General features: G+C 67.8%; 14 protein-coding genes. 3 read left to right on the top strand and 11 right to left on the bottom strand.

Going from position 1 to position 13,084, the window contains the following annotated elements; translation table 11 throughout:
- Positions 1 to 12: 12 nt before the first annotated feature.
- The 3 genes from N5D20_RS15290 to hisS all read right to left on the bottom strand — a co-directional run bounded on the left by N5D20_RS15290 (position 13) and on the right by hisS (position 2,308).
- Positions 13 to 321 carry a YerC/YecD family TrpR-related protein gene (locus N5D20_RS15290; RefSeq protein ID WP_162838414.1) on the bottom strand — a complete coding sequence of 103 codons (309 nt, stop codon included), beginning with the start codon at positions 319 to 321 and terminating at the stop codon, positions 13 to 15.
- Between the two features lie 296 nt (positions 322 to 617).
- Positions 618 to 911 (bottom strand): hypothetical protein, encoded by a 294-nt coding sequence (locus N5D20_RS15285; RefSeq protein WP_049436257.1) that lies wholly within the window; start codon positions 909 to 911, stop codon positions 618 to 620.
- Positions 911 to 2,308, bottom strand: a complete 1,398-nt coding sequence (hisS, locus tag N5D20_RS15280) for a histidine--tRNA ligase (RefSeq protein WP_197578795.1) — start codon at positions 2,306 to 2,308, stop codon at positions 911 to 913. Before hisS ends, N5D20_RS15285 begins: the two co-directional genes overlap by 1 nt.
- 127 nt (positions 2,309 to 2,435) lie before the next feature.
- On the opposite strand from hisS, the gene N5D20_RS15275 reads away from it, so the two are divergent.
- A complete protein-coding gene (locus N5D20_RS15275; protein WP_054171602.1) occupies positions 2,436 to 3,182 on the top strand; it encodes a helix-turn-helix domain-containing protein in 747 nt (248 codons plus the stop codon).
- 134 nt (positions 3,183 to 3,316) lie between these two features.
- Here N5D20_RS15275 and thrC read toward each other — a convergent pair whose 3' ends face one another.
- From thrC to thrA, 3 genes are read right to left on the bottom strand one after another with little or no spacing between them, the layout of a single operon-like run.
- Positions 3,317 to 4,606 carry a threonine synthase gene (gene thrC, locus N5D20_RS15270; RefSeq protein WP_197578794.1) on the bottom strand — a complete coding sequence of 430 codons (1,290 nt, stop codon included), beginning with the start codon at positions 4,604 to 4,606 and terminating at the stop codon, positions 3,317 to 3,319.
- A 29-nt stretch (positions 4,607 to 4,635) separates the two neighbouring features.
- Positions 4,636 to 5,550 carry a homoserine kinase gene (locus N5D20_RS15265; protein ID WP_197578793.1) on the bottom strand — a complete coding sequence of 305 codons (915 nt, stop codon included), beginning with the start codon at positions 5,548 to 5,550 and terminating at the stop codon, positions 4,636 to 4,638.
- Positions 5,547 to 8,051 carry a bifunctional aspartate kinase/homoserine dehydrogenase I gene (gene thrA, locus N5D20_RS15260; protein ID WP_197578792.1) on the bottom strand — a complete coding sequence of 835 codons (2,505 nt, stop codon included), beginning with the start codon at positions 8,049 to 8,051 and terminating at the stop codon, positions 5,547 to 5,549. The genes N5D20_RS15265 and thrA overlap by 4 nt, the downstream gene beginning before the upstream one ends.
- Positions 8,052 to 8,078: 27 nt before the next feature.
- Between thrA and N5D20_RS15255 the strand changes: the two genes are divergently transcribed.
- Positions 8,079 to 8,399: a hypothetical protein gene (locus N5D20_RS15255; protein ID WP_197578791.1), complete on the top strand. Its 321-nt coding sequence runs from the start codon at positions 8,079 to 8,081 to the stop codon at positions 8,397 to 8,399.
- A 9-nt stretch (positions 8,400 to 8,408) separates the two neighbouring features.
- On the opposite strand, the gene N5D20_RS15250 is transcribed toward N5D20_RS15255, so the two are convergent.
- Together N5D20_RS15250 and N5D20_RS15245 are read right to left on the bottom strand one after the other, a co-directional pair.
- Positions 8,409 to 9,359, bottom strand: a complete 951-nt coding sequence (locus tag N5D20_RS15250; protein ID WP_197578790.1) for a DMT family transporter — start codon at positions 9,357 to 9,359, stop codon at positions 8,409 to 8,411.
- Between the two features lie 166 nt (positions 9,360 to 9,525).
- Positions 9,526 to 10,221, bottom strand: coding sequence for an AraC family transcriptional regulator (locus tag N5D20_RS15245; RefSeq protein ID WP_071305728.1), 696 nt, complete (start codon positions 10,219 to 10,221; stop codon positions 9,526 to 9,528).
- Positions 10,222 to 10,302: 81 nt separating this feature from the next.
- Here N5D20_RS15245 and N5D20_RS15240 point away from each other — a divergent pair, with 81 nt between their 5' ends.
- Positions 10,303 to 11,082, top strand: coding sequence for a DUF6491 family protein (locus tag N5D20_RS15240; RefSeq protein WP_197578789.1), 780 nt, complete (start codon positions 10,303 to 10,305; stop codon positions 11,080 to 11,082).
- On the opposite strand, the gene N5D20_RS15235 is transcribed toward N5D20_RS15240, so the two are convergent.
- The 3 genes from N5D20_RS15235 to N5D20_RS15225 form a co-directional block, all read right to left on the bottom strand.
- Positions 11,079 to 12,131 (bottom strand): linear amide C-N hydrolase, encoded by a 1,053-nt coding sequence (locus N5D20_RS15235; protein WP_043397191.1) that lies wholly within the window; start codon positions 12,129 to 12,131, stop codon positions 11,079 to 11,081. The genes N5D20_RS15240 and N5D20_RS15235 overlap by 4 nt on opposite strands.
- Before the next feature lie 67 nt (positions 12,132 to 12,198).
- The gene (locus N5D20_RS15230) at positions 12,199 to 12,612 is read right to left on the bottom strand and encodes a DUF6691 family protein (RefSeq protein WP_043397189.1); all 414 of its coding nucleotides are present in this window, start codon (positions 12,610 to 12,612) and stop codon (positions 12,199 to 12,201) included.
- On the bottom strand, positions 12,609 to 13,046 hold the full coding sequence (locus tag N5D20_RS15225; protein ID WP_049436271.1) for a YeeE/YedE family protein: 438 nt from the start codon (positions 13,044 to 13,046) through the stop codon (positions 12,609 to 12,611). The genes N5D20_RS15230 and N5D20_RS15225 overlap by 4 nt, the downstream gene beginning before the upstream one ends.
- Positions 13,047 to 13,084 lie beyond the last annotated feature (38 nt).

Below are 13,084 nucleotides of genomic sequence, written 5' to 3'. Positions count from 1 at the left end.
ACGGGGCGCGGATCAGCGCGAAGCAAGGCGGTCGATGGCAGCGGCATAGCCTCGATGGCCATGCTCGAGCGTGCGTGCCACTCGCCCGGTGGTGGTCACGCTGACGCCGGTGCGCTCGTGGATCTCGCGATACGGCACGCCCTGCTGCAGCAGCGGCACCACCTTCCAGCGGTCGGCCATGGCTTCCAGCTCGGCCGGCGTGCACAGGTCGCGCAGGAACGCTTCCACCTGCTCCGGCTCGCGCAGGGCAGCAAAGGCCTGGGCCAGGGCTTGCAGGTCGGCCTTCGGGTCTTTGGCGGCAATGTCGGGGCGGGCTTTCACGGGGTCGTTTCCATGCGTCAATGTAATAGCGCGTTAGTACATTAACGCATTCTTTCGCACTGCGTCAAATCGAGGGTTGAGGGGGCGGCAGGGCTGCTGCCCTGCACCCGCCAAGAGCGAGAGCAAAAGCAAATGCTGATGTCCTGAGCGTTGGCCGCGATCTGTCAGAACAGCGTGGATCGGATCGGAACCGGCTTTTGTAGAGTCGAGCCATGCTCGACTGCGCTTCGTCCGGAAACGCAGAACGCCCACCAAAGGGCGGGCGTTCTGCTTTCAAATCAACAATCTGGCCCAACTCAAGGCAGGCAACGCAGCTCGGCCTGCAGCGCACCGCGCCGCAGGCATTCGCCGAACAGGCTGCCCTTCCGGCTTGGCAGGGACTGGATGTTCTCCAACGCCCCTGCGCCCGCCGGGCACTTCCGCAAAGCCAGGGCCTGCAGGTCATCCTCCAGCTGCGCGCGGTCGATCACGTGGCAGCGATCAACCTGCAGCCGGTAGTGCGCTGGACCGATCCGCGCACTGTGCAGCGCCGGGTCGCTCTGACAGCCCGCCAACAGGAGCACGCTCAGCGCCCCTGCGGCGGCCCGCATCACGCCATCGCCCTGGACTGCTCCAGCTCCACCTGCAGGGTGCTGGCCAGCTCGTCACGGGAAACTTCGAACTGCTGCTCGCGCAGCAGGTCCTTCACCGCCACCACGCCGCGCGCCAGTTCGTCCTCACCGGCCAGCACCACGAAGCGGATGCCCGCCTTGGCCGCGTACTGGAACTGCTTGCCGATCTTCTTCGGCTCCATCTGCACTTCGGTGTTGATGCCACCGGCGCGCAGGCGGCGCGCGATGTCCAGCGACTGCGGCATGCCCTGCTCGTCCATCAGTGCTACCAGCGCCTGCACGCTGCTGCCTTCGATGCCCTCGATCAGGCCAGCTTCGCGCAGCTGCCAGAACAGGCGCGACAGGCCGATGGAGATGCCCACGCCCGGCAGCTTCGACTTGCTGTAGTGGCTGGCCAGGTCTTCGTAGCGGCCGCCCGAGCAGATCGAGCCGATCTGCGGGTGATCGGTCAGCGTGGTCTCGTAGACGGTGCCGGTGTAGTAGTCCAGGCCGCGCGCAATAGAGAAGTTCAGGCAGTACGCGGTTTCCGGCACGCCCAGCGCCTGCACCAGCTGCAGTACTTCGCGCAGTTCGGCAACACCGGTACGCAGGATCTCCGAAGAACCGGCGTCGGCTTCAAGCGTGGCCAGCTGCGCCAGCGCATCGGCATGACCCTGCGAACGCACGGCCACGAAGGCCAGGATCTTCTCGACCTGCTCGGCCGGGATCCCGAAGCCCTCGCCCACCAGCGTCTCGCGCACGTAATCGGCGCCACGCTTGTCCAGCTTGTCCACTTCGCGCAGCACCGCCAGCTGGCGCTCGCCTTCGGCCACGCCCAGGCTCTCGAAGAAACCGCGCATCAGCTTGCGGTTGTTCAGCTGGATGCTGAAATCACCAATGCGCAGCTCCGAGAACACCGCGTGGATGACCGCCAGCACTTCGGCGTCATAGCGAACGCTCAGGCTGTCCTTGCCGATCACGTCGATGTCGCACTGGTAGAACTCGCGGAAACGACCGCGCTGGGCGCGCTCGCCGCGGTACACGCGCTGCATCTGATAGCGGCGGAACGGGAAGGTCAGTTCATGTTCGTGCTCGGCCACGTAGCGCGCCAGCGGCACGGTGAGGTCGAAGCGCAGCGCCATCTCCGGCAGCGAACGGTCACCTGACTCGGCGGCGTTGGCCAACGCACCGGTGGACTGCACGAAGTACACCTGGCGCTCAGTCTCGCCGCCGGACTTGGTCAGCAGCACGTCGGACAGCTCGAACACCGGCGTCTCCACCGGCAGGAACCCGAAGCGCTCGTAGTTGCGGCGGATGACGTCCAGCATGCGCTGGAACGCAATCTGCTCGCGCGGCAGCAGCTCAAGGGTGCCGGGCGGGGTACGGGGCTTGATCACGGGCGGAACTCCTGCTGGAACGGGACGTGGGAGGGGGCGACATTCTAGCGCTCCCGCCTCGGGCAGGGTCGAACGGCCGCTTGAAGTATCATAAGGCCCTCCCCCGCCCGCGATACGCCCACGCAACATGTCCCGGCCTTCCGGCGCTCCGCCCGCCACCAACGATCCCGCCTCGCCGTCCTGCACCACGCTGGACTGCCTGCACTGCTCGGTTCGCCACCTTGCGGTGTGCTCGGCGCTGTCGCCCGATGAAGTGCAGGCGCTGGAGCAGGTCACCGTCTCGCAGCAGGTCAGCATGGGCAGCACGCTGGCCCGCACCGGTGAAGAGCGCGACCATGTCTATACATTGACCGGCGGCGCACTGCGCCTGGTACGCACCCTGGCCGACGGCCGGCGCCAGATCAACGGCTTCGTGCTGCCCGGCGACTACCTGGGCCTGAGCGGCAGCGACCACCATCGCTACGACATCGAGGCCATCGCCGACAGCCGCGTCTGCCGCGTCGCGCTGCCGCAGATGAAGGCACTGCGCAGCCGCTTTCCGCACCTGGAGCGCAAGCTGCTGCAGCGCGCCTGCCAGGAACTGGATGCCGCACAGGATGCCGCGCTGGCACTGGCACGCCTGCAGCCAGCCGAGAAGCTGGCCGATTTCCTGCTGCGCCTGGCCGCACGCGAGGCCAAGCTGGGCGGCGACGGCCTGCGCGTGTCGCTGCCGATGGGCCGTGGCGATATCGCCGACCACCTGGGCCTGACCATGGAAACGGTCAGCCGCACCTTCACCAAGCTGCGCCAGCAGGGGCTGATCGCCCTGCCCCACCTGAACGTGGTGGAGATCCTTGACGAGGACGGGCTGCGCACGCTGGCGGGTGAAGGTTGATCTGAGGGTTTCGCAGTTCATGGGGTTGCCGGCCAGCGGCCGGCACTACCCGTGTTGCGCGAAGGGCATTGTAGAGTCGAGCCATGCTCGACTCATCGCGCCGTGCGCGAACAGCAGCCGAGCATGGCGCGGCTCTACATGAGAGCCAACATCTCACGCAACGCCGCGTAATCGGCCGCCAATGGCTCGGCGTGCGCCGGTCGCTGCAACAGCGCGTCCAACGCCGGCGGCACCGCCACCGGGCCACCGATCAAGGGCTCGACCACAGCCTCGAACTTGGCCGGATGGGCGGTAGCCACCACCGCCCAGTCACCCTTGGCACCACGCGCGCGCAGGTCCTGCAGCACCTTAACCGCCGTCGCCGTATGCGGGCAGAACAGCTCGCCACTGCTGGCGTGCGCAGCCGCAATCGTGGCGCGGATGGTCACGTCGTCCACCGCGAACGCACGGAACGCAGCGCGCAGCTCGGCGTCATCGCCGTGGTAGAGCCAGCGCAGGCGCTCGAAGTTGCTTGGCGCCCCTACGTCCATTGCATTTGCAACGGTGGCCACGCTGGCCTGCGGCTGGTAGTCGCCACCATTGAAGTACGCCGGCAGTACCGCATTAGCATTGGTGGCCAGCACGATCTGCCCGATCGGCACGCCCAGCGCGCGCGCCAGCACAGCCGCCATCGCGTTGCCAAGATTGCCGGTCGGCACCACCAGGTTGAGCCGGCGACGGGTGTCAGCGTGATGGGTCAGTGCCGCACGCGCGTAATAACTCATCTGCGGCAGCAGGCGGCCGAGGCTGATGCTGTTGGCCGAACTCAACGGCACCTGCGCCTGCAGTTCGCGGTCAGCCAGCGCCTGCTTGACCATCGCCTGGCAGTCGTCGAAGGCACCGGCCACGCGCAGCGCCTGGATGTTGTCGCCGAAGCAGCCGAGCTGATGCGCCTGCCGTGGTGACACGCGGCCATCCGGATACAGCACCACCACGCGCACGCCGGGCTGGCGATGGAACGCCGCCGCCACCGCGGCACCGGTATCGCCGGAGGTGGCGACGACGATCGTCAGGTCGCGATCCTGGCCAGCCTGCAGCCGCGACAGCGTACCGGCCAGGAAGCGCGCACCGATATCCTTGAACGCCGCCGTCGGCCCATGGAACAGCTCCAGCACATGGTCACCGCCGCCCAGTGGACGCAGCGGTACCGGAAAGTCGAACGCCTCGCGGCAGATCGATGGCAGCGCTGCCTCCAGAGCATCGCCTGCAAAGAACGGTGCCAGCAGATCGGCGGCGGTATCGGCCAGCGTTGCGCCGGCCTGCAGCTCACGTGGCGCCGGCAGCACCTGCGGAACATACAGCCCACCATCGGGCGCCAATCCTGCAGCGATCGCCGCGCTGAGGCCAACAGCCGGGGACTGGCCGCGTGTCGAGACAAATTGCATGGGTTGGGTATCCAGTAAAGGGGAAGGATTCAGCACAAGCGGGCTCCCGGTGCATCCAGCGGCGACACCCAGGCATCGCTGTCGAAACCGGCGGCGGCGAATGCCGCCTGCACCGGTGCGGCAGCGGCGCGGGCCTGGTCGGCGTCCTCAAACCAGGCGAACACGCTGGGGCCCGCGCCCGAAATGCCCGCGCCCAGCGCATGCACAGACAGCGCCGCATCGCGTGCGGCCTCGAAGCCCGCAATCAGGCCGGCGCGGCGCGGCTCCACCAGCACATCACGCAGGCCAGCACGGACCAGCGCGGCGTCGCTGCGATGGCAGCCGCTGAGTACCAGCGCGAGGTTCGCACTCTGTGCCACGAATTCACCCAGCGCATAGCTGCCCTGCAGCGCCTGGCGTGCGCGGCGTGTTTCCAGCACCGCGTGCGGATGCACCAGCAGGCTGTGCCAAGTAGCCGGTACCGGAATCGGCAGCAGGCGGTCGGCCGTGCACAGCGCAAGCCCGCCCAGCAGCAATGGCCCCACGTTGTCACCGTGACGGCCACCACTGGCCACCGCCTCGCCATCCAGCGCAAACGGATACAGCGCCTCGCGCGTCAGCGGCGCATCCAGTAGTGCATTGGCGGCAACCAGCGCAGCGACGCACGACGCTGCCGAACCGCCCATGCCGGAACCGAATGGAATGCCCTTGTCGATCTCCACCGCGAATCCGAAGTCCAGGGCCAGCCCTGCGCGAAGCGATATCAGCGCAGCACCTGCGGTGTTTCCAGCCGCATCCAGTGGCAGCTCGACCGCACTGCCACGTATCGCATCGATGCGCACCATCGGCTCATCGATGCGGCGCACGCTCACGGTATCGCCAACTCCGGCAACGGCATGACCAAGAATGTCGAAGCCCACCGCCACGTTGGCCACCGAGGCAGGCGCGAACGCACGTGCGATCACAGGCGCGCTCCTTCGCCGGCGGCCACCCGCAGCAGGTCGGCGAACACACCGGCCGCTGTGACTTCCGGGCCCGCCCCCGGCCCCTGCACCACCAACGGATTGTCGCAGTAACGGCGGGTACGGAACTGCACCACGTTGTCGGTCAGCCGCAGATTGGCGAAGGCGTGATCGGCGGGCAGTTCCTGCAGGCCCACCGAGGCGCCGTCGGCACCCAGCTGTGCCACATAGCGCAGCACCGAGCCACGCGCCCGCGCGTCCTGCAGGCGCTGAAGCAGGCTGGCATCGGACTCGCCCAGCCGCGCCATGAAGTCATCCACGCTGCCGTCGCGCAGCAGCGCCGGCACCAGGCTTTCCACCTGTACCTGTTCCAGGCTGAGTGCGTGGCCGGCTTCGCGGGCAAGGATCACCAGCTTGCGCGCCACGTCCACACCGGACAGATCATCACGCGGGTCCGGTTCGGTGTAGCCCATCGACCGCGCCTGCGCCACCAACTGCGAGAACGGCTGGCTGCCGTCGAAACGATTGAACAGCCAGGCCAGCGTGCCGGAGAAAATGCCTTCAATCGCCAGCACCTCGTCACCGGTATCGACCAGATCGCGCAGCGTGGTGATCACCGGTAGGCCCGCGCCTACCGTGGCTTCGTAGCGGAAGCGCGCACCACTGGCCGCCGCGGCGGCGCGGATGCGCTGGTAACGCGGCAGCGGGCCGGCGCCAGCCTGTTTGTTCGGGGTGACCACGTGGATGCCGGCCGCCAGCCAGCCCTCGTAACGCTCAGCCACCTCGGCGCTGCCGCTGCAGTCGATCACCACCGCATGCGGCAGGTGCGCGGCCAGCAGGTGTTCGGTGAAGCGATCCAGATCACTGGATTCGCCCACGTCCCGCAGCGCTTCGCGCCAGTCTGCATGCAGGCCATCCACTTCAAGCCGCATGCGCGAACGCGAGGCCAGCGCGCGCAGGCGCAGATCCACATTGGCCTTGGCCAGCAGCTGCGGGCGGGCGGCCAGCAGCTGGTCCAGCAGTGCGGCACCGACATTGCCCGGCCCGATCACACCCACCGCGAAGGTCTGCGGCGACAGCCAGAAACCGGCATGCGCCGCGCGCAGCGCACGGGTCGCATCGGCGCTGTCCACCGCCACCGAGATGTTGCGTTCGGACGAACCCTGTGCGATCGCCAGGATGTTCACCTGCGCACGCCCCAGTGCCTCGAACAGGCGTGCGGCCACACCCGGCTGGCCGGCCATGCCGTCACCCACCGCCGCCAGTACGCTGACGCCCTCACTGACCTGCACGCGCTGCACCTGCCCGACCGACAGTTCATGCGCGAACGCGTGCAGCAGCGCCTCGCGGCCACGCGCCGCTTCGGCAGCACGCACCACGCAGCAGATCGAATGCTCCGACGACCCCTGCGAGATCATCACCACCGACACCTGTGCCTGTCGCAGGGCGGAGAATACGCGCTCGGCGGTACCGGGCACGCCAATCAGACCGGTGCCTTCCAGGTTCAGCAGGGCCAGCCCGGGGCTCAGGGTCAGGCCCTTCACCGGCCCACGCGGCGAGCGCTCGGCAGAGATGCGCGTACCCGGATGCCCCGGCTGGAACGTGTTGCGGATGAAGATCGGCAGGCCGAGACGGATCGCCGGCGACATCGTCTGCGGGTGCACCACCTTGGCACCGAAGTAGGCCAGTTCGCAGGCTTCGTCGTAGCTCAGCGATTCCAGCTGCACGGCTTCAGGCACCAGCCGCGGGTCGGCCGACAGCACGCCATCGACGTCGGTCCAGATGTGCAGTTCATCGGCATTGAACAGCGCAGCAAAGATCGCACCGGAGTAGTCGCTGCCGTTGCGGCCGAGCGTGGTGATGCGGTCATCGCGATCACGTGCGACGAATCCGGTGGCAACCAGGCGCGACTGTGGATGCTGCAGGCGCCACTTGGCAAGGCGATCAGCACTGGCCTCCCAGTCGACATCCACGCCCAGTTCGCCATGCCCGACGACCAGTACCTCGCGCGCATCGAGCACCGCACAGTCTTCTCCCACTGCACGCAGGTGGGTACCAAGCAGCTGCGCGGAGAACACTTCGCCCAGCCCCTGCACGCGGTCCAGAACCTCGCGCGGCAGCTCGCCGATCACCGCCAGCGCGGCCAGCACTTCGGCCAGCTGCTCGAAGCGGGCGTCGATCCATTCGACCGTCTCGCCCACCTGCTCGCCCAACAGCGCCACGGCAGCGCCGCGATGTCGCGCGCGCAGCGCATGCCAGGCTTCACGCCAGCCTTCATCACCTTTGGCCGCCAGCTCCGCCAGCTCGATCAGCGCGTCGGTAACGCCCTTCATCGCCGAGACGACAGTGACCTGCAGCGATTCGGGACGGGCCAGCAGCAGGCCGGCAACATGGCGGTAACGTTCGGCATCGGCCACCGAGGTGCCACCGAACTTGTGCACGACAATGGACGGTGCAGCCAGGTCGGCCGGGGCAACGGGATGAGCGGGGGCGTGGGAAGACATGCAGACCTCGGTAGGAGGCCCCGTCGCATGCAGGTGTCGAGTTTCCCCGCCACCTGTATGGTGCGGGGCCGTGGTTTTCGGGAGTTACACGAAGACGACGGGCCGCACCAGGGCAGTGGTGACGGTGGTGGTGGTAATGGTGGTGGTGGCGACCGGCGCAGTCGAACGGCCCGCAGTAGCGGGGGCGATCAGGCTGGCGTGGGCGGCATCAAGAACCATGGCGTACAGAAAACACTGCGCGCCGGGCGGCTGTCAAGTGCTGCGATGCAAAAATTCGCTGCGGCGATCATCGGCCAACGTGCCGACATTTGGTTGCAACTGAGACCAAACCTGCATCAGCACCCATGACTTCCGCATTCAGCCGGCATGTTCGGCGATCGCCCGCGGTGTGCGGTGGGCATGCGCACACAGCATCACGCCGGCTACCAGGAACACGATTGCCAGCACCTCCAGCAGCGTCGGCCAGCGCTGCTGCCAGGCGAAGGCATACAGCAACGCAAACAGCGTCTCGAACACGATCATCTGGCCGGTCAGCGTCAGTGGCAGCAGGCGGCTGGCACGGTTCCAGAACGCATTGCCGAGGATCGAGGCCACCACTGCCACACCGGCGCTGATCGCCCAGAAACCACTCCACTGTGCCGCTGTGTGCCCGCCGGTGTGACCGATGAAGGCCATCGGCACCAGCAGCAGGGCCAGGCCGCCAGTCGTCACGCCGGTCAGCAGCGACCAGTCGTGGCTGGACAGATCCGGTCGGCGCGCCAGCCAGCGGCTGTTGCCGATCGAGTACAACGCCCATGAGAACAGCGCGCCAAACGCACACAGCAGGCCAATCAGACGCTGCCGCCACGGGGTTGCCAGGTGCTCGGACATCAGTGCTTCCCAGCCAACCAGTGCCACGCCCAACACGCACAGCCCAAGTGCCGGCAACAGCTGCTTCAGTGGCACCGCGCCCTGCTCGCGCACGCCGACCAAGGTGACCACCACCGGGATCAGGCCAACGATCAGCGACGCGGCGGCACCGCCTGCCCACTGCACCGCCGTCGCCAGCAGCAGGAAGTACACCAGGTTCCCGGCCAGGCTCAGCCACAGCAGGCCGATCCATTCGGCGCGGCCCAGCCGCGGTGCCAGCCGCTTCCATCGCGGCAGCAGCAGGGCTACGGCGATCAGGCCGTAGACCAGATAGCGACCGGCCGACAGTTGCAGGGCGTTGAACGACTGCAGCACGGCGGGCGCGAGGAAAACCACGCCCCACAGCGCGCCGGCGGCAACGCCATTGGCGATGCCCAGGGCCATCGGGTTGTTGCGCATTCGGGTTCTTCGGGGGAGAGAACGGGCCGCGCAGTGTAAGCGCTGACCGGTGGGCGCTCTTGACCCAGGCTACTGCCTTGTCACCTCTGTAGAGCCGAGCCCATGCTCGGCTGCGATTCGCCCTTGTGCAGATAAGGGCAGCCGAGCGTGGGCTCGGCTCTACAACTCAGCCGGCGCTCCTGCGCCACGCGGCCGGGGTCTGGCCACACTCGCGGCGCAGCGCGCGGGTCAGTGCGCTCTGCTCGGAATAGCCTGCGGCCAGCGCGACATCGCTGATCGGCGCCGTGCTGGTGCGCAACCGATGCTTGGCCCAGCGCAACCGGCACGCACTGAGCCAGGCTTGCGGGCTGAGCCCGAACTCCTGCTGGAACAGTGCGTGCAACCGGCTCTCGCTGACCCCGACGAACGCAGCCATGCGCGCCACCGGCCACGCCTGCCCGGGATCGGACTGAACCGCCGCGCACAGGCCCTGCATGCGCGCGCCGCTGCCCGCCGGCGCAAATACCTGCAGCAACTGCGGCAGCAGCGCCGGCATCGGCTGCCCTGCCTGCACCTCGGCCAGGCGCCGACGCAATGCCAGCGGCAGATGCAGCCAGCGCTGCCGGCACAGATGCTCCTGCGTGCCGTCATCGAGCACGCCCGGAGGACAGTCAACGATCACGAACCCATTGGGACCGTCAGCCATCTGGTCATGCGCTTCGCCGGCGGCAACAAAAGCCCCCTGCAGCAGGTCCAGCCGACCGCCGCGCCCCTCCATCTCGAAGTGCAGCTCACCCTGCAGCGGCAGCACCCACTGCGCGTAGTCATGGCGGTCCAGGCCAGTGGCCTGCCCGTAGTGCCGCAGATGGAAGATGGCGCCCATCCGTGCAGTTTGCGCGTGTAACAACGGCCGTGCAAACCGCTGCTATAGTCGATCCGTCATCCAACGCAGGGAGTGCAGGACATGACCCATCAGCAGGTGTCCCTGGTGCTCGCCACCAGCCTCGGCCTGATGCTCGCAGCTTCGGCCTCCGCACAGGAGCGCACGCCACCGGCCCCGCACTGCATGGACGCTGTCGGCGTACAGGAAGTGGAGCAGGCATCACCGCGCTCAATCGCACTACGCGCCGCCTCCGGCCAGGCCTATCGGATCGACTTCAACGAAGATTGTCCCGGCGTCCGCGGTGCCACCTCGTTGAAGCTGGAAGCCCCCGCCGGCTGGGCCTGCGGCCGCCCCAGCGAACGCGTCGTGGTCGACGGCCGCCGATGCGCCATCAGCGCGGTCACCCCGCTGCAGGATCGTGACTACGCCAGCGTCGCCCGCGACAGCGACCGCCTGCGCACGGCCACCCTGCCCGCCGTGACCATCCGCGAACGCAAGGAGGTACGCCGCAGCTTCGGCGGCTCGCCGTCCTACTGCTTTGCCACGCGCAACGTGCGCGCCTGGTCCTCCGACCCGCAGGGCATGCTGGTGGAGACCAATCCGCACCGTAATGGTGGCCATCGCTACTACCGGGTCGAACTCGGAAGCCATTGCCGCCAGCTCGATCGTGCGCCACAGCTCAGCTTCCACTCCGGCCTGCAGAATGGCCTGATCTGCGGCAATCCCGGCGACCGGGTCAAGACCGCCGGGTTCGAAGCAGGCGACCTGCGCCATGACGGGATCGCGCCCCTGCCGCAGTACACCCGCGGCAGCTGCACGATCCAGGCGGTCTACCCGGCCTCCAGCCAGGCGTCGAACTAACCGTCGACGCCGAGGAAGGTGAACGGTGCGCTGGGCACGAAGTGGCCCAGTGCATCGCCAGCGAAGGTATTGCGCTGGTCCGGGCCGAGATCGAGCTTGAGTACCTTGCCGCCGAAATCGACCTTGTTCAGATCGACCCAGAAGGTGTTCGGGGTCAGCGCCGATTCGAAGAAGTACAGCCGCCGCTTGTGGTCAGCCACGGTGCGCCAGCGTGTGGATGAGATGTTCGGCTCGCCCGGCGTGGTGATGCCGTACGGCACCGAGGTGTTGCGGATCACGCTGAACACACTGGCCAGCGCCACCACCGGATCCTCGGCCTTGGGAATGGCGTTGATGTAGAACGAGGCGCGCGCGAAGCGGTCAGCGGAGCGGTTGGTACCCGGCAGCATCACCGTGCCGCCGATCTGCTGCCAGTAACTGTTGAGGGCCAGCTGCTGCTCGAAGATCGGCGAGTTGGTCATCACCTGATAGCGCCGGTCATGGTGGATCACCTGGCGACCGCCGATGTACTCGACGATGGCGCTGTCGCCGCTGGCATCTGACAGCGACAGGTGCAGCGTCGCCTGTCGATCTTCGCCGGGCACCCTGTCGGTGACGATCGCGTACGGCTCGCGTTTCAACGCGGTGACCGCCTCTTCCACGGTGGCGAAGTTGTCCAGCACATACTGCGCCCACAGCGAGATGGCCAGGCCCGGCTTGTTGCCTCGCTGCTGCGGATACTCCGACTCGACCAGCCACAGCAGGTTGGCCACCAGGCCCTTTTCGTTCATGCCATCGGTGGTCGATACGTCGTAGCCGGTGGCCACCACCGAACCGTAGCGCGCGGTCCACGCCAGCGACTTCGGGCCAGCCTGGCCGCTGCGTGCGATACCGCGCGGCAGCACGTAGAGATTGGTCGCCACATCGACCTTCCAGTCCATCGAGCGCGCGGTGATCACATCGCCGTTGTCGCCCAGGTACACCGCACGCGTGCAGGCCAGCGCTGGTGCTGCGGCGGCGGCCAGTGCGACCGCAAGCAGTGCCTTTTCCTTCCACTTCATCCGTGCCATGTCGTTGCGCTCCTTTCCCCTTGATCCATGGATATGACCCCATGCAGGGTGACACAGCGGTGAAGCCTCAGCGGACCGCGCGATCGTGCAGCCAGAAACCTGCAAGCATCGCCGGCACGAACCACAGCGCCTCGCGCGATCCCACCGCCAGCCCGGCGATGGCAGGGCCCGGGCAATAGCCTGCCCAGCCCCAGCCGATGCCGAACAACGCCGCGCCCAGCACCAGGCGCAGATCGACACCGCGCGCAGCGGGCAATTGGAAGCGCGTTGCGCAGGACGGACGCGCGCGCCGCAGCACCCAGCGCTGGCCAACCGCGCTGACCAGCAGTGCAGAGGCCAGCACCCAGGCCAAGGTGGGATCGAAATCGCCGGCGATGTCGAGGAAACCGAGGATGCGGCGCGGATCGGTCATGCCGGCCAACGCCAGGCCTGCGCCGAAAAGCGCGCCTGCCGCACCGGCGGCCACCATCGCGCGGCTCATGCCAAGCCTCCGCCGTGACGGATCAGGAACGTGGTCAGCATCGCGCAGGCCATGAACACCAGCACCGCCAGCAGCGACCGCTTTGAGCCGCGGGCCAGGCCGCAGACCCCGTGACCACTGGTGCAGCCATTGCCCAACCGCGTACCGAAGCCGACCAGCAGGCCGGCACCGACCAGCTGCCACGCCGGCAAGGCATCACGCAGCAGGGCGCGGGGCGCTTGCCCTGGCGCGGCCTGCCACCACAGCACCAACCCTGCAGCAGCCAGCAGGCCAAGCAGGAACGCCCAGCGCCAACCTCGCTCACCTGGCGCGGCACGCACACTGCCAGCAGCGATGCCACTGATGCCGGCCACCCGGCCCGTGGTTGCCAGCAGCACCACCGCCGCCGCACCGATCACCGCGCCCCCCGCCACCGCGGCCCACGGCAGGGTCATGACCTGCCTCCGCCCATTCCGTACATTCGCTTGCCTTT

It is taken from the genome of Stenotrophomonas sp. GD03877, assembly GCF_029840555.1.
In the GTDB taxonomy this organism is placed as follows: domain Bacteria; phylum Pseudomonadota; class Gammaproteobacteria; order Xanthomonadales; family Xanthomonadaceae; genus Stenotrophomonas; species Stenotrophomonas geniculata.
Note: the sequence above shows the minus strand (reverse complement) of the source record. Positions and strands in the feature narration are given on the sequence as shown.

Bases quoted from the DNA above. Each gene is read 5' to 3' on its own strand.
- N5D20_RS15275 (WP_054171602.1), top strand. From the start codon at position 2,436: ATGTCCCGGCCTTCCGGCGCTCCGCCCGCCACCAACGATCCCGCCTCG.
- N5D20_RS15285 (WP_049436257.1), bottom strand. From the start codon at position 911: ATGCGGGCCGCCGCAGGGGCGCTGAGCGTGCTCCTGTTGGCGGGCTGT.
- thrA (WP_197578792.1), bottom strand. From the start codon at position 8,051: ATGTCTTCCCACGCCCCCGCTCATCCCGTTGCCCCGGCCGACCTGGCT.
- N5D20_RS15255 (WP_197578791.1), top strand. From the start codon at position 8,079: ATGCAGGTGTCGAGTTTCCCCGCCACCTGTATGGTGCGGGGCCGTGGT.
- N5D20_RS15230 (WP_043397189.1), bottom strand. From the start codon at position 12,612: ATGAGCCGCGCGATGGTGGCCGCCGGTGCGGCAGGCGCGCTTTTCGGC.
- thrC (WP_197578794.1), bottom strand. From the start codon at position 4,606: ATGCAATTTGTCTCGACACGCGGCCAGTCCCCGGCTGTTGGCCTCAGC.
- N5D20_RS15225 (WP_049436271.1), bottom strand. From the start codon at position 13,046: ATGACCCTGCCGTGGGCCGCGGTGGCGGGGGGCGCGGTGATCGGTGCG.
- N5D20_RS15240 (WP_197578789.1), top strand. From the start codon at position 10,303: ATGACCCATCAGCAGGTGTCCCTGGTGCTCGCCACCAGCCTCGGCCTG.
- N5D20_RS15245 (WP_071305728.1), bottom strand. From the start codon at position 10,221: ATGGGCGCCATCTTCCATCTGCGGCACTACGGGCAGGCCACTGGCCTG.
- N5D20_RS15235 (WP_043397191.1), bottom strand. From the start codon at position 12,131: ATGGCACGGATGAAGTGGAAGGAAAAGGCACTGCTTGCGGTCGCACTG.
- N5D20_RS15250 (WP_197578790.1), bottom strand. From the start codon at position 9,359: ATGCGCAACAACCCGATGGCCCTGGGCATCGCCAATGGCGTTGCCGCC.